Raw genomic sequence first — 25,091 nt, forward strand, 5'->3', positions numbered from 1 at the left:
GGATCATTTGCGCTTTATTAAAGAGCAAGCGCCCTCCAGTGCCGATCTATCCTGCGCCTGTGGACCCTCCTGATGAAGCACAACAACGCGATCCTCGAAGCCTTTACCCGTAGCTCTGCGCGCCTGAACAAAGGCCTGATGGTACTGATTGGAATCGCGTTGCTGCTGGTCCTCACCAATTACTGGTCACTGCAACGAGGCATCGAAACCCGCTACGGCGCGACGCGCTTTCACTTCACGCGCCTGATGGAAAACCTCGCGGAGCAGCAAACCTACCTCAAGAGCCTGACCCATCCGGGCATCCAGGCCGAACTGCTACGCGCCACCCACGTCCAGGTCAGCCTGAAAAGCCGTATGGTCGACAATCGCCGCACGCTGTACGAAGGCCAGAAGTATTCGTTTTCGGTGCCGTTCAGCGTCAAGTTCGATGAGCAGCAGGTGGGTGTCGCCGCCAGGCCGGCGATTTTTGCCTTGGGCGCGCACCTGACCAGCTACTACAGCGCTTTCTGGTCCTCGTCGCCGTACGAGGCGCCGCAAACCTTTCTGTCCAATCGCCAGACGAACTACACCATCACCATTCCGTCGGTGGGCTACCAGCGAAGGGAAGGCACCGAGGAAACCGGCAATCTGGTGACGTTGGTCAATGCGGTGCAACAGATCCTCACACAAACGCCGCAACCGCTCGAGCAGGATCGCGTGTATTGGCACACCGGACCCGAGCCCGAACACTTGCTGGCCTATATCGGCCTGCCACTCGAAGGCCAGGGCCAGACGGTAGTCGGCACCTTGCTCGATCTGTCGCAGGTCGACGACGTACAGCGTGCCCTCGATCACTCGGCGTTTGATCGCTTCACGCTGATTGCGCCGGACGGCGAGCGGTTGATCGGGCCTCCGCCGCCGGCGTCACTCAGTGATGGCGTGCATTTCACCGCCAATGGCTTTCAATTCAAGATCACCCACGCAGGCGACCAGCCGTGGAGCGCGGTCTATGGCCTGAACTACTCGCACTTCTTCCACTCCGCCGTATGGCCGCTGAGTACCCTGGCGCTGCTGCTGGCCAGCCTGATCACCCTGGGTTGGGCCGGCAGCCGTTGGTATCGACGCCAGGTCATCGCGCCAGCGCGTCTGGCCCATGAACGCATTGCCGAAAGCATGGCGTTCAGCCGCGTCATCATCGACACCGCCCCCACCGGGCTGTGCGTGGTGCGGCGCAGCGACGGCAAGGTACTGATCGAAAACCAGCGCGCCCAGCAATGGCCAGGCACTGCCCGCCTGGTGGCGGCCATGGCCGGTCAACATGACCCTGCCGAGCATGGCGAGACGCATCTGGAGATCGAAGGCCGGCACCTGCAAATCGGCTTCGTGTCGACCCGCTATCAGGCCGAGGACGTGCGTTTGTACGCGTTCAACGACATCACCCGGCACATCGAAGATGCGCAATCATTGGAGGAGGCACGTCACGCCGCCGACACCGCCAACGAAGCCAAGACGCTGTTCCTGGCAACCATGAGTCATGAAATCCGCACGCCGTTGTATGGCGTGCTAGGCACCCTTGAGTTACTCGGCCTGACCGACCTGGACCCGCACCAGCAAACCTACCTGCACACCATCCAGCGCTCGTCAGCCACGCTATTCCAACTGATCAGCGATGTGCTGGATGTCTCGAAGATCGAGTCCGGGCAAATGGCGATAGAAGCCATGGACTTCTGCCCCCTGGACATACTCGAAGACACGCTGCACACCTACACCGCGTTCGCCCAGCGCAAGGGCTTGCAGCTCTACAGCTGCATCGACCCGCAGTTGCCTGACTGCGTAATGGGCGACCCGATGCGCATCCGCCAGATCCTCAACAACCTGGTGAGCAACGCCATCAAGTTCACCGACACCGGCCGTGTGGTCATTCGTGCCAGGGTGATCGGGCGCGACAGCGACAGCGTCGATCTGGAATGGCAAGTCACCGACTCCGGCGTCGGCATCCCCGAGGCACAGCAGGCCAAGCTGTTCGACCTGTTCTACCAGGCACCGGATACGGCCAGCGAAGGTGGCGCCGGCCTGGGGCTGCCGATATGCCGGTGGCTGGCGCAGATGATGGGCGGTGAAATCAGGCTGGTCAGCGAGCCGGGCCTGGGTAGCAGTTTTACGCTGAAAATCCGCCTGCCCTTGTGCAGCGGGGCACTGACCCACCCGCCAGTGATCGAACCGAGCCCCACGCCGGTGTACGTGCAGGCACCGGTGCGCGAACTGGCACAGTCGATGAGTGACTGGCTCAATCGCCTGGGCATTGCGGCCGACCTGGCGGCGGCCATCCAGGAAAAAGACAGCCGCCACGCGGTGCTGGTCGACCTGCTGCCCAGCGAGCCCCCCTGCCCCTGGACCGGCCCACGTGTACTCTGCCTGCCGGGCGCGCACAGCCCGCCACTGCATACGGCGCAAGGCTGGGTAGTCGATTTGCATGATGTACGCACCCTCGCCGCCACCGTGTCACTGGCGCAGCACGGCAAGTATGAGCAACCCGCAGCGGCACAGCCGCGCAGCGCCGGTCATTTGGGGTTGCGCATCCTGGTCGCCGAGGACAACCCGGTCAACCAGGCGATCATCAAGGAACAGCTAGAGGCGCTGGGTTGCTCGGTGACCCTGGCCGTCAACGGTGAGCAGGCGTTGCAGCTGTGGCAACCGCAGGTCTTCGACCTGGTACTGACCGATGTGAATATGCCGTTGATGAACGGTTATGAACTGGCCAGGAAGCTGCGCGAGCATGATCCGCAGCTGCCGATCATCGGCGTGACCGCCAACGCAATGCGCGAAGAAGGCGTGCGCTGCCTGGCGGTGGGCATGAACGCCTGGATCGTTAAACCCTTGAGCCTGCAAACCTTGCGTGCGCAGTTGATCAAGTTTTGCCAGGCCAAGCCGCCGCCGGAGCGCGCCGTCGCGGTTTTCGATGACCGCGTGCAACTGTCGGACACGATGCGCCCCCTGTTCATCAGCACGTTGCGCCAAGACCTGCAGCAGATCGGCGCAGCCCTTGAGCAACGTGATGCGCACAGCCTCGGGCAGCGCCTGCATTCAGTCGCCGGTGCCCTGGGCGCGGTGCAGGCACTGGCGTTGTCCCAGGCCTGCATCGAACTGGAAAGCGCACTCAACAGCAGCAGCCTCAATACCGCACTGGTACTCAACGTGAAGGCGGTCATGCAGCGAATGTCGGCCATCCTGGAGACGCTCCAGCCTGGGCACACTTCACTCACTTGAACTGGCACTACGGACAGCCCCTTATGAAAACATTCAACGTGGTTATCGCGGACGATCACCCGATCGTGCTGCTCGGTGTACGCGAACTGGTGGAGCGTGATACGCGCTTTGCGGTCGTGGGCGAGGCTGTCTGTTCGGCGGGCTTGATCGAGTTGCTGCAACGCCAGGTGGTCGACATCGTGATCACCGACTACAACATGCCGGGCGACTCGCCCTACGGTGACGGGCTGAAACTGGTGGAGTACCTGAAACGGCATTTCCCGCAGGTGCAGATTCTGATCCTGACGATGATTTCCAATCACCTGATCCTCACCCGCCTGCAGGAACTGGGCGTGGTCGGCATCATCCAGAAAAGCCAATTGCACACCGAGATTCAACTGGCGCTCAAAGCCATTGCGCAACAAGGCGCCTATCACAGCCTGGAGCCGCCGAAGACCTCGGTGATCGAGACGCTGACGGCGATCGACGAGCGCGTTTCCACGTTGTCACCCAAAGAGTTCGAAATCTTGCGCTTATTTATTGCCGGCATGAGCGTGAGTGATATTGCACGCTGCCAGAACCGAAGTTCCAAAACCATCAGCGCGCAAAAGATTTCAGCCATGCGCAAACTTGAAGTGAGCAGCGACCAAGACTTGTTGGCTTATTGCCTGGCCCGCAACATTTTCAACTAACAAGCACTTGCAAGCCATTCCTGGATAATGGCTTTGCCCTTTATTTACAGGCCTAAAAGCTGTTCAACCCGCGCAACCTTGCCGCCCCTCGTGCCACTTATAAGAATCGTCTTATTTGCCCGCCTGCCACTGCCCCTTACTCTTTGCGGGCAGTTCAACAACAGCATTTTCCAACTAACACTTACGGACATCATCATGAAGAAGTTTTCCCTGGCTGTTATCGCCTCGGCCATTATCGCCGCTTCCGGCAGTGCATTCGCCGCAGACCCGGTAACCCCCACTCCAACCCTGGGTGGCAGCGGCAAAATCACCTTCACCGGCGTGATCAACAACGATGCATGCTCGGTGGACGGCGCCAACTCCGACCGCACCATTTCGGTCGACATGGGCAACGTTTCGATCAAGGACATGGGCACCGCAGAAAACCCGGCTGCCGGTCGCGTGACCGCCAAAGACTTCAACCTGAACGTCAACTGCAACGCAGGCACCAAGGTCGCGATGATCTTTGACGCCAACAACGGCGGTTCGGGCCTGGTCACCGGCAAGAAAGTCCTGGCGCTGAACGCCGGCTCCGCTTCGGCGAAAAACGTCGGTATCGCCCTGCTCGACAGCAACGGCGCGCTGATCGACCTCAGCTCGCCGTCCACGGCGCGCATTGAAAGCACCATTCACGGCCAGGGTACCGAAGGCGGCGACGCCACCTTGAGCTTCGCAGCCGCCTACGTGACCACCGCAGCCGCCGGCTCGGCGGTTGCCGGTCGTGGTGATGCGACCCTGCCGTTCATCCTGCAATACGAATAATCGGCGCTCTGGCACCCGACGTGCGAGGCCCCGCGGCCTCGCCATTCCTTCTGATCACACTGGATAAACCTCATGCTGCCTCGTTCGATTGCCGCATGCCTGGGGCTGCTGGGCATGCTTATGGCGACCCAGGCCGGCGCCAGCATTTCACTGAACGCCACCCGCATCGTCTTCGATGGCGACCACAAGGAAGCCAACATCACTGTGCGTAACGGTAACCAGGATGTATTGGTGCAATCCTGGGTCGACATGAATGACGCCGGCGCCAGCCGTGCGCCCTTTGCGGTCACGCCGCCCCTGGCCCGCGTGTTTGCCAAGGAACAGCAACTGCTGCGCGTGCTGTATGAAGGCACCGGTATGCCCACGGACCGCGAGTCGGTGGTGTGGCTCAACGTCCAGGAAATCCCCAAGGCCAGTGAGGCCGAGAACACCTTGCAGTTGGCCATCCGCCAACGCATCAAGATTTTTTACCGGCCTGCCGGGCTGCCCGGCAGTGCCTTGCAAGCCCCGGCACAGCTTGAATGGACATTGGTCCGACAAGGCGCGCAGACGCTGCTGAGCGTGAAAAACCCGACGCTGTATCACGTGTCGATGGCCGACATCAAAGTGCAGGCGCAACTGGCGAGCGACTCCACCATGATCGCGCCCGGCGAGCACAAGCAATTTGCGCTCGGTGCCCTGCCCACCAGCGGCCCGGTGCAATTGTCGTTCTACAGCATCAATGACTACGGCGCGCAGAATCACTACACCACGGCCCTTTCAAGCGGCGTTTCGGCCCCTGCACACGCCACTGAATCACGACTGGCCCCTTAAGCCTGTTCTCTAACCCCCAGGCGAATGCCGGGTGCGCATTTGCGTGCCTGCCTGTTCGCTGCCGGGGGACGTCAAAGGTCTTCGCATGTCTTCTCTTTCCAGCAACAGGCCCGTGCGTTGCGCACTGAAATTCAAGACACTGTCGTTGGCGATCGCCGCCAGCTTGCCGGCCTGGGTGATGGCCGATGAGGCCACCGAAGCCTTCAATACCACGTTTTTACAAGGTGGGCAGGCGGTCGACCTGCAGCAATTGCTCGCGGCCAACAGTGTGCTTCCGGGCAATTACCGGGTGGACCTGTTCAGCAACGAAGTGCTGGTCGGGCGGCGTGATATCGACTTCCTGCGCAACCCGCAAAACGGCCAGGTCGAAGCCTGCCTGACCCTCGACCTGCTCAAGCAACTGGGAATCGACATGGCTCGCCTGCAGGCTCAAGGCAAAATCGACCCTGAACATCCCGCGCCCTGCTACTCACTGGCGCAGTTGATCGAAGACGCCAGCGTGCGGTACGACAGCAGCCGCCTGCGCCTGATGGCGAGCATTCCACAAATAGCTATGCAACGTGGCCTGCGTGGCTATGTCGACCCGCAGTTATGGGATGACGGCGTGCCGGCGGCGTTCATCAACTACCAACTCAACAGCAGCCGCACGGCCGGCGACTATCAAACCCGCGTCAACCATAACCTGGGCTTGCGCAACGGCATCAACCTGGGTGCCTGGCGCCTGCGCAACGAGTCGAATTTCAGTGGTGGCACCGCGCGCTCGAACACCTTCACCAGCAACCGTACCTATGTGCAGCATGACGTGACGGCGATCAAAGGCCAGTTCAGCGCCGGTGAGATCTTCTCCGATACCGACCTGTTCGACAGCGTGCGCTATCGCGGCGTGAAACTGGCCTCGGATGAAGGCATGCGCGCCGACAGCGAGCGCGGCTATGCGCCGGTGATCCGTGGCGTGGCCCAGACCAACGCGACCGTGGAAATCCGCCAGAACGACTACATCCTCTACACCGCCAACGTAGCGCCAGGCCCGTTCGAGATCAACGACATCTACCCCAGCGGCTCCAACGGTGATTTACAAATCACCGTGATCGAAGCCGACGGCAGCCGCCGCGTGACGATGCAGGCGTTTTCCAGCCTGCCGATCATGGTGCGTGAAGGCCAGGTCAAGTACAGCGTCTCGGCGGGCACATTCAAGAGCAATGCCGAGGGCCTGGCGAGCCCCCGATTTGTCAGCAGCACCGTGGCGTATGGCTTGACCAGCAGCCTGAGCGGCATCGTCGGTGTACAAGCCAGCGAGGCGTATAACGCGCTGTCTCTGGGAGCCGGTAAAAATACCGCACTGGGTGCGGTATCGCTGGATGTCACGCACTCATCGAGCAAGGCCCGGGGGCAAACCACCCAGGGCAACAGCGTGCGTGCGCTGTATGCCAAGACCTTTGCCGGCACCGACACCAACTTCACCTTGGCAGCCTACCGCTACTCCACCGAGGGCTACCGCAGTTTCACCGACCACGTCGAAGACATCAGCGAAGGCGCGCGTGTACGCACCGGCCACTCCAAGACCCGTACCGACCTGACGATCAACCAAAGCCTCGGGCGTCATCGTGAATACGGCAGCCTCTACGTGAACGCCAGCGATCAGCGTTATTGGAACCGTGGCGGCTCCCAGAGTTTTTCCGCCGGCTATACCAGCAACTGGGGCGATGTGACTTACAACCTCGGCGTCACGCGTACCAAGCAAATCGTCACCTGGGGCGAACCCAGCGATGACACCCAAGTGAACCTGTCCATCTCCTTCCCGCTGGGCAGCCAGCCGCGTGCGCCACGAGCGTTCGTCACCACCAGCAGCAACCGCGGCGACACCACCACCCAAGCCGGTATCAACGGCTACGTCGCCGACACCAGCGACACCTTTTATTCGGTGCAAGCCGGCCACAGCGACACCAGCGGCGATTCGGGCTCGGTGAACATCAACAGCCGGACCTCGGTAGCGGACGTCAGCCTGGGTTACAGCCAGGGCCAGGGCTACAACTCGCAGAACCTCAACCTCGCAGGCTCCGTGGTGGCCCACGCGGGCGGGATCAACCTGGGGCAGACCGTCAGTGAAACCTTCGCGCTGGCCGAAGTGCCCGGTATCAGCGGGGCAAAAATCGGCAGCTACAGCGGCGTCGAAACCGGCTACAACGGCTATGCGGTGATCCCCACGGCCCAACCCTACCGGGTGAACTGGGTGAGCCTGGACACCCGGAACCTGGGTGGCGATGTCGAAATCAGCAATGCCACGCAACAATTGGTGCCGCGCCGTGGCGCCATCGTCGTGGCGCATTACAGCGGCACCACCGGACGGCGAGTACTGTTCGAGTTGTTCGATGCCCAGCACCAACCGCTGGCGTTTGGCGCGTCACTGGAAGATACCCAAGGCAAGCAACTGGCGATCGCCGATCCGAACGGCAACGCCCTGGCATTGGTGGAGCAGGATCACGGCACCTTGATCATCAAGTGGGGTGAACAGCAATGCACTGCGAGCTACGCGCTGCCACCGCAGAACAAGGCGCTGAACTATGAGCGCCAGGCGCTGGTGTGCAAGCCCCCGGCCGGTTGAGGGGGCCGAGCATCAATGCGTGCGTGCGCTCCTCTGCACCACGCACATGGGTGTACCTGCCACCGGCTCATTGATGATCTGCACATGCACATCGAACACCTGGTGCATCAACTCGGCACTGATTACCGCCGCTGGCGCGCCATCGGCCACCAACCTGCCGCCGTGCATCACCGCCAGGTGATCGGCGTAGCGACAGGCCTGGTTGATGTCGTGCAGCACGGTGATGACGGTCTTGCCTTCGGCAGCCAGTTCGCCCATCAAGTCCAGCAGTTCGACTTGATGGCTGATGTCGAGATAGGTGGTGGGTTCGTCGAGCAGCACCACCGGCGCATTCTGTGCCAGCACCATCGCCAGCCAGGCGCGTTGGCGTTGGCCGCCCGACAAGTCGGCCAAGGCACGCTCGGCCAGGGTGTCCAGCTCCAGGCGCTGCAGGGCCTGGGTCACGTGGGACTGGTCATTGCCGCTCAGGCGCCCCCACAGCGAGTTATGTGGGCTGCGACCATAGGCAACCAACTGGCGCACGCTGAGCCCCTCCGGCACGGGCAACACCTGTGGCAGGAACGCGATCTGCCGCGCCAGTTGCCGCGCGGACAAGCTGGCATAGGGCTGCCCCTCCAGGGTCAGTTCGCCCTGGGTTGGCTTGAGGATACGCGCGAAGGCTTTGAGCAAGGTGGACTTGCCGCAGCCGTTAGGACCGATCAACGCCGTGACCTTGCCCGTCGGCGGCGCGAACGACAAGCCCTGCACGATGCGCGTTGCGCCATAACCGATATCGAGCTGGTGTGCCTTCAGAATACTCATGTCATCAGCCCTTGAAGCGTGCCAGTAACCAAAGAAAATAGGGCGCGCCGATCACCGCCGTGAGCACCCCTGCCGGGATCTCGCTGGGTGCGATCAAGGTGCGCCCGAGGGTATCGGCGAGCACCAGCAGCAACGCGCCGATCAACATCGCCGCCGGCATCAGGTAGTGGTGATGCCCGCCCACCAGGCGCCGCGCCATATGCGGCGCCACCAGCCCAATGAAACCGATCGGCCCGATCACGCCGACGCCCAGGCTGGTGAGCATCACTGCGCAGGCCATCGCCCACCCGCGCGTGCGGTTCAACGCGGTGCCCAGGCTATGCGCCGCCTCATCACCGAGCGCGATCAGGTTCAGTGGCTTGGCCAGGCACAACCCCAGTGGGATCAAAACGAGAAATGGCAGCACCAACCCCACATGGTGCCAGTTGCGGCTCCACAGGCTGCCGGTGAGCGCGAGCAATGCGGTGTTGATATCCAGCGGGTGGGACAGGATCAGGAACTCGGTAATGCTGGACAGGGTCACCGCAATCGCCACCCCGGACAGCGCAAAGCGCACCCCGGAAAAACTCACCCCGCTGTTGTACAACGCCAACAGCAAAGCCCCGGCCGCTCCACCCAGGCACGCCACCAGTGGCAGCCAGGCAATCGGCAATTGCGGCCAGGTGATGATCGCCACGGTGAGCGCCAACCCTGCGCCCTGGGTCACCCCGAGAATCTCCGGCGAGGCCAGCGGGTTGCGTATCACACCCTGCACTATCGCGCCTGCCAGGCCGAAAGCGCAGCCGGCAAAGATCGCGATCAGGCTGCGCGGCAGGCGGTGGTTCCACACTTCAAAATCGACGGCGTCGTGGGCCAACAGGCGCTCCACTACCGTTTCGGGCGTGAGCCACAGGGTGCCGGCGCTGAGGCTGACAAACGTCACCAGCAGCAACAGGCCCGCCAGCAGCCAAAGGCGAAAGCGTGGCCGAGTCATAAGGCGCGCCTGGCGAGAAAGAGAAAGAATGGCGCACCGATCAAGGCGGTGACGACCCCGGCGGGGGTTTCCACGGGGAACGCCACGGCGCGGCTGAGCAGGTCGGCGCCGAGCACAATCACGGCGCCCAAGGCGGCACTCAGCGGGATCAGCCAGCGATAGTCGTTACCGAGAAACTGCCGCACGATATTGGGCGCAATCAGCCCGACGAACCCGATGGGGCCGACGGCACAGACACTGGCGCCCACCAACAACAGACTGGCGACGAAGACCTGCAGGCGCAGGCTGGCGATGCCCACGCCCAACGAGCGGGCGGCCTCCTCGCCCAGGTTGATCAAGTTCAAGCGCGGCGCGCACCACAACGCCCACAGACCGCCGACCAGGGTGCAGGGCCAGAGCAGTTGCACCTGCGCGGCGCCCACGTTGGCCAGGGAGCCGGCCAGCCAGTTGAGGACACTTTGCGCCTGGGCCTCGACCAGAATCACCGTGAGCCGCGTCAACGCCGCGCATAACGCCGCCACGGCCACTCCGGCCAACACCAGGCGCCCTTGGGACGTGGTGGGCGACCAGGCGCCGCCGAGGCTGAACACCGTGACCCAGGCCAGCGCGCCCCCCACGCACGTCATCAACAAGGCGCCACCGGCAAAGGGCAGCGCCACCAGGCCGGTGGAAAACAACGCCAGGCCCAGCGCCGCCCCGGCGGTTACGCCGAACAGAGACGGCGAGGCCAGGCGGTTACGCGTGATGCCTTGCATCAATGCCCCCGCCAGGCCCAGGCAGGCGCCCACCAACGCCGCGCACACCGCACGCGGCACCCGCAGCTGGGCGACGATATAAGCCATGTTGCCGCCCGAGTGACCTTGGTGCACCAGGCCATTCCACGCATCCGCCGGGGTGATCACAAACGGCGACCAGCTATACAGCGAAAGCCAGAACAACCCGCCTCCCAACAGCACGATGCCGGCGGCGGCTAAACTGCGCTGCACGGTTATTGGCTCAGTACGGCTTTGCCGCCCTTGAGAATCGCCAGGGCGTCTTCGGCGATTTGCTCGGAGGCCAATACCCCTCGATTGCGCGCCCAACTGTCACCGTCCACTTCAGCCACATGCTGGTTGCGCACCGCGCCAAGCACCTGCCACAGCGGTTGCTTGCTCCAGGCGTCGACGATGCTCGGGCGGCGGTAATGGCCGACCAGCAACCAGCCCGGATCCAGCGCCAGCAGTTGCTCCAGGCTGACAAACTCCGTCGGCGCCGCCTTGGCACGTACCGACGGCACTTTCAGGCCGATGGCTTGCAATACGCTGCCGGCATAGGAGTCCGGGCCGTGCACGGAAAAACTGTCTTCACGCGCAACGCCGAACAGCACACTGGCACCTGCGGGGATCTGCTGTGCAATCGCCTTCAGGTGCTCACGGTTTTGCGCGATACGCGCCTCCATCTGCGGGCTCTTGCCCAACGCCTTGCCGATCAGTTCGGCGGACTTGAGGCTGCCCTGGTAATCCTCACCGCGCGAGGGCAGCAGCAAGGTCGGTGCGATACTGGAGAGGTCGCTATACAGCGCCTGGTGGCGGTTCAGGTCGGCGACGATCAGGTCAGGCTTGAGCCTGGCGATTTCCTCGATGCTCGGCTGCGAGCGCAAGCCCACGGACGTCCACTGGCCGATCGCCTGGCGCACCTTGGGCAACACGCGGTTGGCGTCGCCATCATCCGCCGCCCCGACAGGCGTGACGTCGACTGCCGCCAGGCTGTCGAGAAAGGAAAACTCCAGTACCACCACGCGCTTGGGCGCATCCGGCAGATGCACGGCGTGCTGGCCGTCATTGAGGTCGATGGGAGCGGCGCATAACACGCTTGAAGAGAACGCCAGGAGACAGGCGGCAAGGGTCGCAATGGAGCGCAGTAATCGCATGAAGCACCTCGGCGTTGACACACCCCGCCCAGGCAGGCCGGGGAAAACGGCGGGTACTATTCCACAACGGCGCGGTGCAATCAAAAAACATTCTTATTAACACCACGCCGGCCGACCAGACGGTCAATGGCTTATTGCGGCCATTGCTCAAGCAATATCGACACGAATTTTTCCGCCGCCGGCGAAAGCGATGCCCCACGGCGGTAGACCAGACCCAACGAGCGGTTCACCACCGGCTCGATCAACGGGACGCTGACCAAGGTGGGATGGTCCTCGGCCGGCATGGCCAGGCTCGGCATCGCCGACACCCCCAACCCAGCCTCCACCAGGCCCAGCGAGGTCGAGAGATGCTGGACTTCGTAGAACCACTGCGGCCGCCAGCTCAAGCCAGACAAGGCATGATCGAGCAGCATGCGGTTGCCGCTCAGGCGCCCGACGCCGATCAGGCGGTAATCGCTCAGTTCAGACCAGGTGACCGCACTGCGCTTGGCCAACTCATGATCACGCCGGCAGGCCAACACAAACGGTTCGCTGACCAAGGGCACGAACTCGATGTCCGGGTGCTGCCCACTCATCATGTTGATACCGAAATCAGCTTCCCCACGCAGGACCGCTTCAAGCCCCTCGTTGGCACTCAAGTCCAGCAGGCGGATGCGGATTTTGGGGTAGCGTTCGTTGTACAGACGAATCACCGAGGGCAGGAAATAGAACGCCGCCGTCGGGATGCACGCCAGGGTGACCCGGCCGATCTGGCGTTCGGCGAGTTCACGGATATTGAGAATGGACTCGTCGAAGTCGTCCAGCAGGCGGCGTGCCTTGGGCAGAAAATCGCGGCCGACGCTGGTGAGGCTGACCTTGCGCGTGGTGCGATCGAGCAACGCGGTGCCCAAGCCCTCTTCAAGTTTTTTGATCCGGCGGCTGAGTGCGGGCTGAGACAGGTGCAGGGCATCGGCAGCTTCGTGAAAACTGCCAAGTTCGGCGATCTTCACGAAAGATCGAATGTCGTTAAGCTCATAGTCCACGTTATGCCTCATCCGCTGCAAGGTTTGAAAAGAACATCCAGCGTAAATTTATCATTCGTAAAACGCAACAATCTCGTCAATTTTTGCATTTGATAGATCTTTTAAAGCTTGAGACTCTTGTTCGCAGAGCATCAATTAACTCGATTGATCAACAAGAGTCAGTATCATGCAAAGAATTCCCTGTGTGCTGATGCGTGGTGGCACCTCCAAAGGCCCGGTATTTCTAGCCTGGGATTTGCCGGCAGCGATTGAGGCCCGTGACGAGCTGCTGCTCAACCTGATGGGTTCCGGCCACGAGCTGGAGATCGATGGCATTGGTGGCGGCAGCCCGCAAACCAGCAAGGTCGCGATTGTCAGCCCCTCACTGCATCCCGATGCGGACGTTGACTACCTGTTCGTTCAAGTCATGGTTTCGCAACGCCGCGTCGACAGCGCACCCAACTGCGGCAACATGCTGTGCGCCGTCGGCCCTTTCGCCATCGAACAGGGCCTGGTCAAAGGCACGCCAGGGCGTACCCGGGTACGTATTCGCAATGTGAACACCGGGACCCTTATCCATTCGCAGGTGTACACACCGGATGGCAACGTCAGTTACGAGGGCGACACCGCCATCGACGGCGTGCCGGGCACCGCAGCACCGGTGCAACTGACGTTCCTCGATGCGGCCGGCAGCAAGACTGGCAAGCTCTTCCCCACCGGCAACACGCAGGATGTGATCGACGGTATTGCCGTCACCTGCATCGATATGGCGATGCCGATGGTGCTGATCGAGGCTGGCCAACTGGGCAAGCGCGGTGATGAAAGCCCGGCGGAACTGGACGCCGACAAAGACTTCCTGCGGCGGCTTGAGTCATTGCGGCTGCAGGCCGGCAAGGCCATGGGCCTGGGCGATGTCAGCCACAAAGTGATTCCCAAGCCGGTACTGGTCTCGCCTGCCAAAGCCGGCGGTACGATCCAGGTTCGCTATTTCATGCCGCACAACTGCCACCGGGCCCTGGCCATTACCGGCTCGATTGGCTTGGCCACCGCGTGCGTGATAGAAGGCAGCATCGTTGCGCAGATGCTCGGCGGGATCAGTACGCCGCGCCCTCAAGCGGTGCGTATCGAGCACCCCAGCGGCGGGATTGATGTCGTATTGTCCTACACCGGGCTTAACAGTGAGACAATCCAGGCATCCGTCGTTCGTACTGCGCGCAGGCTTTTTTCCGGCTACGTCTACGCCACAGATTCACAGCGCCTCGCCGGATAATTCCGGCGGTCGTTGGCATTTTTTGCATCCGCACAATTCTAAAAATGGGTGATGCCATGAAAGTTGTTAAATCGCTCTACTTCCAGATTCTCTGCGCCGTGGTACTGGGCATCGTGGTCGGGCATTTCTGGGCTCAGCAAGCCATTGCACTCAAACCGCTGGGTGATGCATTCATCAAGCTGATCAAGATGATGATTGCGCCCGTGGTGTTCTGCACCATCGTCACGGGCATCGCCGGGATGAGCGATAAACGCTCGCTCGGACGCCTGCTCAGCAAGACCCTGCTGTTGTTCCTGGGCTTGACGGTGATCAGCCTGCTGATCGGCCTGGTGGCGGTATTTGTGTTCCAGCCGGGCGCGGGCATGAACATCGATCCCAGCCAACTGAGCACCAAAGGCTTGACCCAATACACCGAGTCGGCCGCCAAGCTTGGGGTGGTGGAATTTTTCATGCATATCATCCCGGAGACGTTTATCGGCGCCTTCAGCAAGGGTGAAGTGCTGCCGGTGCTGTTTATTGCGGTGTTGTCCGGCTTTGCCTTGTCATCACTGGGCGAGCGTGGCAAGCCGGTGCTCGATGTGCTCGAGGCCGCCTCGCAGATGGTGTTCAAGATCTTCGCCTACCTGATGCGTTTCGCTCCGATCGGCGCCTTCGGTGCCTTGGCGTTCACCGTCGGCCAGTACGGCATCACGTCGCTGGGCTCGCTGGCCAAGCTGATCATGACCTTGTACATCGCCTGCGGTTTCTTCGTGTTCGTGGTACTGGGCAGCATTTGCCGCGCCAACGGTTTCAGCCTGTGGAAACTGCTGCGCTACTGCCGCGAAGAGTTCCTGGTGGTGCTGGGCACCTCCTCCACCGAGCCGGTCATGCCGCGCATGCTGGAGAAGCTCGAAGCGCTGGGTTGCAAAAAAGGCGTCGTGGGCCTGGTATTGCCCACCGGCTACTCGTTCAACCTGGACGGCACCGCGATCTACTTGTCGCTGGCGGCGATCTTCATTGCCCAGGCCTGCAATATCGACCTGAGCCTGACGCAGATCATCACCATGCTGGCAATCATGCTGCTGTCCTCCAAGGGCGCTGCGGGCGTCACCGGCAGCGGGTTCGTCGCACTGGCCTCGACCCTGACGGTCATTCACGACATCCCATTGGCCGGCCTGGCGTTGCTGATCGGCATCGACCGCTTCATGTCTGAAGCGCGGGCCCTGACCAGCCTGGCCAGCAACGCCGTCGCGACGGTGGTGATGTCGCTATCGGAAAATGCCTGCGATCGCGAAACGCTGCACCGGATGCTCGACGCCAAACCCTCTGCGGCACCGGTAGAAGCCTGGGAAGACTTGAAAGTCCCCAAACGCGCTTAGTACTCCCCCGGGCAACGCCCCTCCTGACTTGACTCCCTCCCCCGCCAGGCGCCTTTGCCCGCCCGGCGGGCCAGGGCTCGTGCGCCTCGGCGTCAGCCATTATTACGATAACAACAAGAGAATCGTCCTATGCTTGCTTTCCTTGGCTTGGCCATGGTGGTCGTATTCACCGTCCTCATCATGACGAAGCGCTTGTCGCCGATCGTCGCGCTCACCGTGGTACCTATCGTCTTCGCGGTGATCGGCGGTTTCGGCGGCACCACCGGCAAGATGATGCTCGATGGCCTGAAAATGGTCGCACCGTCTGCCGCCTTGCTGCTGTTTGCGATCCTGTTTTTCGGCCTGATGATCGATGCGGGCCTGTTTGACCCGCTGATCCGCAAGATCCTCAAGCGGGTCAATGGAGACCCGATGAAAATCGCGGTGGGCACCGCCCTGCTGTCGTTGCTGGTGGCACTCGACGGCGACGGCACCACGACCTACATGATTACCTGCGCGGCCATGCTGCCCCTGTACAAACGCATCGGCATGAACCCGATGATCCTGGCGACCATCTCCATGCTGTCGCTGAGCATCATGAGCGGCATGACACCCTGGGGCGGCCCCGCAACACGGGCGATCGCCGCGCTGGGCCTGGATGCCGGCGAATACTTCGTGCCGTTGCTGCCGACCATGATCGGCGGCGCCCTGTGGGTGGTGTTCACGGCCTTTCTACTCGGGCGAGCCGAGCGCAAGCGCATCGGTAACGTGCAACTGCAAAGCGGTGGCGGCAATTGCTATATCAACGCGATTCTTGAGGACACGCCGCACAAGCGCCCGAAGCTGGCGTACGTCAACCTGGCCTTGGTGATTGCGGTGATGGCGGCCCTGGTGATGGGGCTGATGCACTCTGCGATCCTGTTTCTGATCGGTTTTGTGCTCGCACTGATGATCAACTACCCGCAATTGGACATTCAGAAAGAACGCATCCTGGCGCACTCGGGCAACGCCATGACGGTGGTGCTGCTGGTATTCGCCGCCGGGATTTTTGCCGGGATCTTTTCCGGCACCAAGATGGTCGACGCCCTGGCCCAGACACTGGTCGACTGGATCCCGCCGTCCTGGGGCCACCTGTTCCCACTGGTGGTGGCAATCACCAGCATGCCGCTGACCTTCGTACTGTCCAATGACGCCTACTATTTTGGCGTGGTGCCGATCCTGGCCAATGCCGCCGCGGCTTATGGCATCGACCCGGTCGAAATCGCACGCGCCTCGATCCTGGGGCAACCCGTGCACCTGATGAGCCCATTGGTGGCCTCGACCCTGCTGCTGGTGGGCATGGTGGATCGCGATATCGGTGACTTCCAGAAAGCCACCGTCAAGTGGGCTGTGCTGACCTCCCTAGTCGTCACCGCGCTGGCCCTGCTGACCGGCGCCATCAGCCTGTTCATCTGAGACCCCACCGCCACTGCTGCCGTCCAACGCGCCTCGCTCAAGGGGCGCGTGCTGCCCTGCACCCCAATAACAACAATGAGAGAGTTGCCATGAACCCTGTGTATACCCGTCGGGCTCTGTTTTGCGCGTTGGGCCTGGTGCCCTTCACCGGTGCCAACGCCGAAGGCTTTATTGATGAAAGCAAGCTCAAGTTGCAGCTGCGCAATGTGTATTTCAACGAGAACTTTCGTGACGAGCACGGCATGAGCGCACGCGCTGCAAGAACCGCAAAAAGCGAACGCACGGAGTGGGCCCAGGGCTTCCTGCTGGATTATCAGTCCGGGTTTACCGCCGGCACCCTCGGCTTCGGCGTGGATGCCCTGGGGCTGTATGGCGTAAGGCTCGATTCAGGCCGCGGCCGCAGCGGCACCGGGCTGATGCCGGTGCACGATGACGGGCGGGCGGCCGGCGAATTTGCCAGCGCCGGCGCGACCGCAAAAGCCCGGTTCGCCAAAACCACCGTCAAGTACGGCACCTTGCTCCCCAAAACCCCGGTGCTGATTTACAACGATGCACGCTTGCTGCCCCAGACCTACCAGGGCACTCAAGTGAGCAGTAACGACATCGAGAACCTGAGCGTCACCGGCGGGCACCTGGACCGCTTCAAACTACGCGACTCCACCAACAGCGTGCCGATCGTGCCGGATGGCTACAGCGGGGCAAAATCGGGGGATTTCAACTACGCCGGGGCCGAGTACAAATGGGGTAAAAACATTCGCTTGAGCTATTTCTACGGGGAACTCGAGAACTTCTACCGGCAGAACTTCGCGGGCATCCAGTACGACCTGCCATTGGCCGGTGGCGTGCTGACCAGCGACCTGCGCTACTTCAATAGCGTTGATAGCGGCTCTGCCTACGCCGGCAAAATCGACAATGACATGCTCAGCGGCCAGTTATCCTACGCCATCGCCGGCCATACACTCGGCGGCGGCTATCAGGCCCTACACGGGGATGCCGGGTTGCCCTACATCAGCGGCGCAACCGTGTACTCGTTCAGCAACGCCGGTATCGGCAAATTCATCGAGGAAGACGAGAAGACCTGGATGCTCAGCTACGGCTACAACTTCGCCGCCGCCGGGGTGCCCGGCCTGACCTTCTCGACACGCTACCTGAGCGGCGACGACGGCAAGTCCACGACGACGGTCAAGGAGTGGGAGCGTGATACCGAGCTGGCCTACGTGGTGCAAGCCGGCACGTTCAAGGGATTGGGGGTGCGCCTGCGCAACTACGTCTATCGCTCTGAATTCTCCCGGGGCCGCGACAGCAACCGCCTCTACCTCACCTATGACATCGCGCTCTGGTAGGTCGATGTTCGCGGCCCTGGTGGGCCGCTTTGCTGCGGCAAATCACGAAAAAGCTCGAGCAATACCTGCTCCAGGATGCCGAAGAAACATCGGATCTGCGCCTGCTTCAACGCCTGGGGCCGGGTGACCAGATAAACCTCCATATCGGGAAGTTCTAGCTCGGGGAACAACTCGGTCAGGTCTTTGGCCAGGATACGCGGCAGGACAGCCACACCCATCCCCTGGCGCACCGACTCCAGCTGTACGGCAAACGAGTTCACGCTGATTTGCGCACGGTCCAGGCCCGCCGCCTTTGCGGCACGCATTTGCGGCAACATATCCAGCGGAGGCAGCAAGGCGATATTGACCGCCGTCTCCAGGGTCACCGGTGGCGATCGCTTCAGGTAGCCGGCATCCGCGAAGACGCCGTAGGCAAGCTTGCCGATGGGCCGATAGATCAGCGATGGCTCGCCCAGGTGCACGGTGCGGATCGCGATATCCGCCACGCCACGGACGATCTTGTGAAACTCGGCGGTGACCTGTAACTCCACGGAGCAGCGCGGATGCAGGGCCGTAAAACGCCGTGCGGCCTCCAGCACACCGGCAGAAAACCCTTCACCGGCACTGACCAGGACACTGCCCTGTAGCGCTGTGTGCGCCCCGGACAGGTCCACCGCCGTTTGACGCCGCAAGCCCTCCTCCGCAGCCAGGGCGACTTCCACCAGGGATTGGCCACGCGAAGTCAACCAACACCCTTCAACACCTCGCTCCACCAGCGGCTCACCGAGGGCCGCTTCCAGCTGGGTCAGGCGACGGGACACGGTGGACGCCGCGATACCCAGCAACTGGCCCGCCTGCAGAAAACTGCCACGCCGCGAGACGGCCAACAGCAGACGAAGATCATCCCAATTTGCCTGCACCGCCATACCCCTGATCCTCCATGGTCTGCAAATATGCAAAGCCATTATGCAACAGTCGCTGTTTTTCAGGCGTGGCCTCAGCGGTATATCTACCGCCCTTCGAAACGACTGGAATGACATGTATGACCAAGGGCCTCGACCATGACGCAGAACACGCGGTGATGCGCAACGTATTCGTTACGGGATCAACCGGCTTGCTGGGAAACAACCTGGTGCGGGAACTGGTCGCACGGGGCTACGCCGTCAAAGCGCTTGTCCGCTCAAAAGCCAAAGGTGAACAGCAGTTCAATGACCTCCCCACGGTGCAACTAGTGGTTGGCGACATGGCCGACATCGACGCGTTCGCCCCCTCGTTGCGCGGCTGCGATACGGTGTTTCATACGGCAGCGTTCTTTCGCGACAACTACAAAGGCGGCAGCCACTGGGAAGCGCTCGAAAAAATCAATGTCACCGGTACGCGAGACCTGCTTGAACAGGCCTACCGCGCGGGGGTCCGCCGGTTTGTGCATACCTCGTCGATTGCCGTGCTCGACGGCGCCCCAGGCTGCGCTATCGATGAGACATGCCTGCGCGCCGAAGCCGATGCGGACGACTACTACCGCAGCAAGATCCTCGCCGACCGTGTGGTTTTGACCTTTCTTGAAACGCATCCCCAGATGTTTGCCTGCATGGTGCTGCCGGGCTGGATGTGGGGCCCGGGTGATATCGGCCCGACGTCCTCGGGACAATTGGTCAAGGATGTCGTCAACGGCAAGTTGCCCGGGCTGATCCCCGGCACCTTCTCCGTGGTCGATGCGCGTGATGTGGCCTGGGCTCTGATTGCCGCGGCGCAAAACGGGCGACGAGGCGAGCGCTACCTCGCGGCCGGTCGGAACCTGACCATGCGCCAGTTGGTGCCTGCCCTGGGCCGGATCGCCGAGGTCAAAACCCCTGCCCGGCAACTGCCACTGCCCGTGCTCTACCTTTTGGCGGCGGTGCAGGAAGTGTATGCGCGCCTGACCGGCAAGCCGGTTTTGCTGAGCATGGCGACGGTGCGCCTATTGGTAAGAGAGGAGCACCGCACCGGCTTCAACCCGCGCAAGAGTGAACAAGAGCTGGGCCTGAGTTTTCGAGGGCTGGAGCAGACCCTTTCCGACACCGTGGCCTGGTATCGCAAGCATGGCGGGTTCAACAAAAACCAGGGCGCAACAGACAAGGTCTGATGCGTCACGGCCCTGCACAGAGCCGTGAACAGCGAATGGAATCATGCCGTCCGAGCGGCAATCGCCTCCACTTCCACCAGCGCACCGGGCAACGGCAAGGCCACCACTTGCAACGCGGTGCGCGTCGGTTTGTTGGGTTGCTCCGGCGTGCCGAAAAATTGCGTGTAGCCGCGCTGCAGCCCGGCGAAATCCAGCTGGCAGGCGGTTTCCTCGGCGCCCACCAGAAAGACGCGCAGTTGCACGATATCGCCCAGGTCGAGGTCTTGCTGGCGCAAGATCCTGCGGATTTTGTTGAACACCGAGACCGTCTGTATTTCGGTGTTGCCGTAGGCGGCCGGGACGTTAGGATCGACCAGGTCCGGCAAGGTACCGCTGACAAACACCAGGCTCGCCGATGCGGGCACGGTGACGGTCTGCGAGATCGGGAAATCACCGAGACCGGTGCGTTGAATGCTGTCGCTCATGGTGTTGCTCCTTATGAAGCGGCCACTGCCGCCATCTGTCGTTGATGAGTCACCCGTTCAGCCAGTTGCCCGACCACATGCCGCGCCGAGTTGGCCGCCGATTCCTGCCAGATACCCACGCCGCTCTGCACCAGGCCGTCACCGGCGAAATACACACGGCCGTGGGGTTGCTCCAGCAAGGCGCTGGCGTCGGCCGGAAAGTGTTCGCGTTGCAGCCAGGGGCCTTCGCTGTAGGGGACCTGCTCCCACGACACCGCCAGCGGGTGGCGCAAGTGCCTGGAGTAACCCGGATGCAGCCACTCCACGGCGTCCCTGGAGGTGGCGTACTGCTGGGCCAACGGCTGTGCGCCAAACACGTCGGCGCCCTCCCCGGTCACGTAACCGGCCACCAGCACACCTTCGCGGGTGTTGAGGTCGTTGCTCGGATACCACAGCAGGCGCGCCGGGTGTTCGATCCACGAGAGGCCGCCATAGGTGCGGTAGTCGGTCTCCCAGAAGCGCGGGGATTGCCACGCCACCTTGGTCGCCTGATCGCTGCGCGTGCTACGCAAGGCGGCCTTGATCGGGTCGCTGAAGTCGGTGTCGAGCCTGGCCAGGAGCGGCAGCGGCAAGGTCGAGACCAGATAATCAGCCCGCACCACCTGTTCGCGCCCGCTGCGCGAGTCGTGGTAGGTCACCGCCACACCGTCTTCAAGCTGGCGGATCTGCCGCACCTGGGCGCCCAGCTGCACCTGCCCACGCACGCGCTGGTAGAACGCCTCGGTGATGCGGTCCATGCCGCCCACGGGCTGGAACATGGTGGCCGAGAATTCCGGAAACTCGGTGTGCAACAACGCGCCCCAGAGTTCGGGGTGCAGCAGCCGATCCAGCGCCAGCGGGCGGCGGCTGGCGGGCAAGGCACCGGGATGGGCCGGTGAGTCCAGGTGGCCTGAACGAAGCGTGCCTTCGAACGCCAGCTCTTGGGACAAGTCGCCATACACCTGCAAGAACACCAGCAACCGGGTGCGTTCTTCGCCGCTCAAGACATCATCGAGGGCATCGCGTTGCACCGCCTTGGCCAGCAAACCGGACAGGTGTCCACGCGTGTCGTTGATCGCCTGGCCCACCGTGAACGCCGGCTGTTGCAGGTCCGGTCGCACCTGGGCGCCATGGCTGCTGTTGACCAGCACTTCCAGCGGCACCCCCAGCTCGCTGCAATAGTCGAGTATCGTGCGATGCTGGCTGGGAATCCGCGCCGGCCCCGCATTGAAGTAGTGGCCTTGGTCAAAGGCGGCGGTTTGCGTACGGCCGTCCAGGTAGTCCACGCGGTCGCCGTTACGGATTGTCCAGGTGCGCCCGCCGACTCGCTCGCGAGCCTCCAGCACTTGCACGCTGAACCCGGCGCGGCTCAGTTCCAGGGCGCTGACCAGCCCGGCGATACCGGCGCCGAGCACCAGCACGCGGGTGCCCTGCCCCAAGCCTGCGTTGAGTTTCAGAGGTTGCGGCCGGCGGTGCGAGGAAGGCCCCAGGCCCAATACCGCCAGGGCATCCTTGACGGCGTGCTCGCCGCCTATTGCAGCAATCGTCGAGAGTGCTTCACGTCGTGTCAGTCCCATGTCGTTGCTCCTAGTCCGGCAAGCCCGGTGGGTTGATCCGCGACTGGTCGACACGCTCCACATCCAGGCCCCAACGTTGCAGCACCTGTTCGTATTGACCACCGGCAATGGCGCCCTCCAACGCAGTGTGGATCGGCTTGACCAGACCGTTGTCCTTGCGGGTGGTCACGGCGATATCCGCCTGCAGCGGCCAGCCGCCATTCACGGTGCCGACACGCTTGATGCCGCCGGTGATCGCCGCCGAATAGGCATACACCGAATTGGGCCCGAACAACGCATCGCTGCGCCCCGACTGCACCGCCAACTGGGCGGCGGCCTGGTCGTCGAAGTACTGCAACAACGCAGGCTTGATGCCGGCCTTTTCATTGGCCTCGTTCCAGGCCAGCAGGACTTTCTCCTGGTTGGTACCGGAGCCGACAATGATCTTCAGCCCGGCAATGTCCGAGGCTTGCTTGATCTGGCTGATCTGGCTGGTGCTCTTCACATAAAAACCGAGCACATCCTGGCGATACGTGGCGAAGTCAAAACGCTTCTTGCGCGCCTCGGTCACGGTGACATTGCTGATCACCGCGTCGTATTTGCCCGAGCTGACGCCCAGGGGCCAGTCTTCCCAACTGGTCTGCACCACGTTGAGCTGCAGGCCCAAGCTGTCAGCGACCAACTGCGCGGTGTCGGCTTCGCTGCCGATGGTGGTCTTGTCATCATTGGCCAGCAGCGCCAGGGGTGGCCCGGCCACGCCGGACACGGCCACCGTGAACTTGCCCGGCTGGGCGAACTTGAAGCCCGGCGGGATCTGCGCGATGGCGGCTTCATTGCGCGGTGCATGGATGCGCACGCGGTCGGGGCTGAGGTCGACCTGTTGCACGGCGTACGCGCTGTGCGCGGTGCCGACGGCGAGCGTGAGCAAGGCCAGGCGGGCGGTGTGGATGAGCATGGGCAGTCACTCCTTGAACTAAAGCACTTTGCCGAGAAAGGCCACGGTGCGGGGATGTCGGGGTTGGCGGAAGATCTGTTCGGGCGGGCCTTCTTCGATCAGTTGACCGTCGCAGAGAAACACCACGTGGTCGGCCACTTCGCGGGCAAAACCGATCTCGTGGGTGACGATCACCAGGGTCACGCCCAGTTGGGTCAGGCCCTTGATCACGTCGAGCACTTCGCCCACCAGTTCCGGGTCGAGTGCCGAAGTCGGCTCATCGAACAGCAGCACCTTGGGGTCCAGCGCCAAGGCTCGCGCAATGGCGACCCGCTGTTGCTGGCCGCCGGAGAGCTGGCGTGGGTAGGCATCGGCCTTGTCCGCCAGGCCGACCTTGGCCAGCATCGCGGCCGCCTTGGCCCGCGCCTCGGTCTTGCTCCAGCGCTTATGGGCCAGAGGCGCTTCGGCGATGTTTTCCCAGGCGGTGAGGTGCGGGAACAGGTTGAAGTTCTGGAACACGAAACCGACGTCGATACGACGCTTGAGAATCTCGCGCTCCTTGAGCTCAAACAGCAGGTCGCCCTGGCGTCGATAGCCGACGTATTCACCATCGATGGTGATATGCCCGCTGTCGATCTTCTCCAGATGGTTGATGGTGCGCAGCAACGTGGATTTGCCCGAGCCGGAGGGCCCGAGGATCACCGTGACTTTGCCCGGGTCGATGGTCAGGTCGATATCCCGCAAGACCTGCTGGTGGCCAAAGCGCTTGCCCACGCCTTGGATCTGAATGCGCCCGGCGCGTGCCTCAGCCATGGGTTTTCTCCTTGAACCAGCCGCGCACGCGTTGCAGCGGCGTGGGCGGCAATACGCGGGCGGTGCCACGGGCGAAGTGGCGCTCGACGTAGTACTGGGCGCTGGTGAGCACGGTAGTGATGATCAGGTACCACACGGTCGCCACGATCAGCAGCGGGATGACCGCCTGGGTGCGGTTGTAGATGACCTGCACGGTGTAGAACAGCTCGGGCAAGGCCAGCACGTAAACGATGGAAGTGCCCTTGACCAGGCCGATGATTTCGTTGAAACCCGACGGCAGGATCGAGCGCAGCGCCTGGGGCAGGATGATGCGAAAGATGCGCCGCGAGGCGGGCAGGCCCAGGGCTGCCGCTGCCTCATGCTGGCCGGCGTCGACACCGATCAGGCCGCCGCGAATGATCTCCGCCGCATAGGCCGCCTGCATCAGGCTCAAGCCCAGTACCGCTACGGTGAATTGGCTGAGCACATCCACCGTCGACCACTCGGCGAACACCACCTCGGTGAACGGCACACCGAGCACGATGTGGTCATACAGATAGGCGAAGTTGTAGAGGATGATCAGCACCAGCAGTGCCGGTATCGAGCGGAAGAACCAGATGTAGCCCCAGGCCAACGCCGCCAGCAGCGGCGACCCCGACAGCCGCGCCAACGCCAGCGCGGTGCCGAGGATGACACTGAACACAGTACTGAGCAGCGTCAGCAGCAAGGTCTGGCCCAAGCCGCGCAGCACCGACGGCGAGAAGAACCACTGGCCGAACACGCCCCACTCCCAACGCGGGTTGGTGGCCAGGGAATGCACAATGGCGAGTAGCACCAATGCGGCGAATATCGACCCGGCCCAGCGCCAGGGATGCCGGGCGGGCACCACCTGCAGGGCCTTGATCGGCGGGGTGACGCGGGCCTGGCGAACCGGGCCGGCCTGATCAATCAGGTCATAGGATTTGGCGACGATCGGCATGTTCTGTTCCTCGCTCGTGCAGGCG

21 protein-coding genes are annotated in these 25,091 nt (G+C 62.5%); 10 read left to right on the plus strand and 11 right to left on the minus strand.

Features of this window, described 5'->3' with window-relative positions; translation table 11 throughout:
- Positions 1–72 precede the first annotated feature (72 nt).
- The 5 genes from DK870_RS17635 (at position 73) to DK870_RS17655 (ending at position 8,133) form a co-directional block, all read left to right on the plus strand.
- Positions 73–3,246 (plus strand): hybrid sensor histidine kinase/response regulator, encoded by a 3,174-nt coding sequence (locus DK870_RS17635; RefSeq protein WP_161549268.1) that lies wholly within the window; start codon positions 73–75, stop codon positions 3,244–3,246.
- A 23-nt stretch (positions 3,247–3,269) separates the two neighbouring features.
- Positions 3,270–3,917 carry a response regulator gene (locus tag DK870_RS17640; protein WP_060756869.1) on the plus strand — a complete coding sequence of 216 codons (648 nt, stop codon included), beginning with the start codon at positions 3,270–3,272 and terminating at the stop codon, positions 3,915–3,917.
- A gap of 195 nt (positions 3,918–4,112) precedes the next feature.
- Positions 4,113–4,718, plus strand: a complete 606-nt coding sequence (locus tag DK870_RS17645) for a fimbrial protein (protein WP_104994271.1) — start codon at positions 4,113–4,115, stop codon at positions 4,716–4,718.
- A 72-nt stretch (positions 4,719–4,790) separates the two neighbouring features.
- The gene (locus DK870_RS17650) at positions 4,791–5,531 is read left to right on the plus strand and encodes a molecular chaperone (RefSeq protein ID WP_104994272.1); all 741 of its coding nucleotides are present in this window, start codon (positions 4,791–4,793) and stop codon (positions 5,529–5,531) included.
- Between the two features lie 85 nt (positions 5,532–5,616).
- Positions 5,617–8,133 (plus strand): fimbria/pilus outer membrane usher protein, encoded by a 2,517-nt coding sequence (locus DK870_RS17655; RefSeq protein WP_161549269.1) that lies wholly within the window; start codon positions 5,617–5,619, stop codon positions 8,131–8,133.
- Between the two features lie 12 nt (positions 8,134–8,145).
- Here the strand turns inward: DK870_RS17655 and fecE are convergent, their stop codons facing one another.
- From fecE to DK870_RS17680, 5 genes are all read right to left on the minus strand, one after another.
- A complete protein-coding gene (fecE, locus tag DK870_RS17660) occupies positions 8,146–8,934 on the minus strand; it encodes a Fe(3+) dicitrate ABC transporter ATP-binding protein FecE (RefSeq protein ID WP_161549270.1) in 789 nt (262 codons plus the stop codon).
- A gap of 4 nt (positions 8,935–8,938) precedes the next feature.
- Positions 8,939–9,907 carry an iron chelate uptake ABC transporter family permease subunit gene (locus DK870_RS17665; RefSeq protein ID WP_161549271.1) on the minus strand — a complete coding sequence of 323 codons (969 nt, stop codon included), beginning with the start codon at positions 9,905–9,907 and terminating at the stop codon, positions 8,939–8,941.
- Entirely contained in the window at positions 9,904–10,893 is a 990-nt protein-coding gene (fecC, locus tag DK870_RS17670; protein ID WP_161549272.1) for an iron-dicitrate ABC transporter permease FecC, read from the minus strand. The genes DK870_RS17665 and fecC overlap by 4 nt, the downstream gene beginning before the upstream one ends.
- 2 nt (positions 10,894–10,895) lie before the next feature.
- Entirely contained in the window at positions 10,896–11,816 is a 921-nt protein-coding gene (locus DK870_RS17675) for a Fe(3+) dicitrate ABC transporter substrate-binding protein FecB (RefSeq protein WP_161549273.1), read from the minus strand.
- 131 nt (positions 11,817–11,947) lie between these two features.
- Positions 11,948–12,838, minus strand: a complete 891-nt coding sequence (locus DK870_RS17680) for a LysR family transcriptional regulator (RefSeq protein WP_060756877.1) — start codon at positions 12,836–12,838, stop codon at positions 11,948–11,950.
- A 166-nt stretch (positions 12,839–13,004) separates the two neighbouring features.
- Between DK870_RS17680 and DK870_RS17685 the strand changes: the two genes are divergently transcribed.
- From DK870_RS17685 to DK870_RS17700, 4 genes are all read left to right on the plus strand, one after another.
- On the plus strand, positions 13,005–14,087 hold the full coding sequence (locus tag DK870_RS17685) for a 4-oxalomesaconate tautomerase (protein ID WP_104994276.1): 1,083 nt from the start codon (positions 13,005–13,007) through the stop codon (positions 14,085–14,087).
- A 44-nt stretch (positions 14,088–14,131) separates the two neighbouring features.
- The gene (gene dctA, locus DK870_RS17690) at positions 14,132–15,445 is read left to right on the plus strand and encodes a C4-dicarboxylate transporter DctA (protein WP_060756879.1); all 1,314 of its coding nucleotides are present in this window, start codon (positions 14,132–14,134) and stop codon (positions 15,443–15,445) included.
- Positions 15,446–15,574: 129 nt separating this feature from the next.
- Positions 15,575–16,879, plus strand: a complete 1,305-nt coding sequence (locus DK870_RS17695) for a CitMHS family transporter (protein ID WP_060756880.1) — start codon at positions 15,575–15,577, stop codon at positions 16,877–16,879.
- A gap of 89 nt (positions 16,880–16,968) precedes the next feature.
- The gene (locus DK870_RS17700) at positions 16,969–18,222 is read left to right on the plus strand and encodes an OprD family porin (protein ID WP_161549274.1); all 1,254 of its coding nucleotides are present in this window, start codon (positions 16,969–16,971) and stop codon (positions 18,220–18,222) included.
- Here the strand turns inward: DK870_RS17700 and DK870_RS17705 are convergent.
- Entirely contained in the window at positions 18,201–19,127 is a 927-nt protein-coding gene (locus DK870_RS17705) for a LysR family transcriptional regulator (protein WP_256679877.1), read from the minus strand. The two genes, DK870_RS17700 and DK870_RS17705, sit on opposite strands and share 22 nt — an antisense overlap.
- A gap of 155 nt (positions 19,128–19,282) precedes the next feature.
- On the opposite strand from DK870_RS17705, the gene DK870_RS17710 reads away from it, so the two are divergent.
- The gene (locus tag DK870_RS17710) at positions 19,283–20,323 is read left to right on the plus strand and encodes an SDR family oxidoreductase (RefSeq protein WP_161549308.1); all 1,041 of its coding nucleotides are present in this window, start codon (positions 19,283–19,285) and stop codon (positions 20,321–20,323) included.
- A gap of 41 nt (positions 20,324–20,364) precedes the next feature.
- On the opposite strand, the gene DK870_RS17715 is transcribed toward DK870_RS17710, so the two are convergent.
- From DK870_RS17715 to DK870_RS17735, 5 genes are read right to left on the minus strand one after another with little or no spacing between them, the layout of a single operon-like run.
- Entirely contained in the window at positions 20,365–20,787 is a 423-nt protein-coding gene (locus DK870_RS17715; protein ID WP_161549275.1) for a RidA family protein, read from the minus strand.
- Positions 20,788–20,798: 11 nt separating this feature from the next.
- Positions 20,799–22,382 (minus strand): FAD-dependent oxidoreductase, encoded by a 1,584-nt coding sequence (locus tag DK870_RS17720; protein ID WP_161549276.1) that lies wholly within the window; start codon positions 22,380–22,382, stop codon positions 20,799–20,801.
- A gap of 10 nt (positions 22,383–22,392) precedes the next feature.
- Positions 22,393–23,316 carry an ABC transporter substrate-binding protein gene (locus DK870_RS17725; RefSeq protein ID WP_060756884.1) on the minus strand — a complete coding sequence of 308 codons (924 nt, stop codon included), beginning with the start codon at positions 23,314–23,316 and terminating at the stop codon, positions 22,393–22,395.
- A gap of 18 nt (positions 23,317–23,334) precedes the next feature.
- Positions 23,335–24,108 carry an amino acid ABC transporter ATP-binding protein gene (locus tag DK870_RS17730; RefSeq protein WP_161549277.1) on the minus strand — a complete coding sequence of 258 codons (774 nt, stop codon included), beginning with the start codon at positions 24,106–24,108 and terminating at the stop codon, positions 23,335–23,337.
- Positions 24,101–25,066, minus strand: coding sequence for an amino acid ABC transporter permease (locus DK870_RS17735; RefSeq protein WP_090369874.1), 966 nt, complete (start codon positions 25,064–25,066; stop codon positions 24,101–24,103). Before DK870_RS17735 ends, DK870_RS17730 begins: the two co-directional genes overlap by 8 nt.
- Between the last annotated feature and the right edge of the window lie 25 nt (positions 25,067–25,091).

The organism is Pseudomonas sp. Q1 (genome assembly GCF_009935975.1).
GTDB classification, from domain to species: Bacteria; Pseudomonadota; Gammaproteobacteria; order Pseudomonadales; family Pseudomonadaceae; genus Aquipseudomonas; species Aquipseudomonas palleroniana.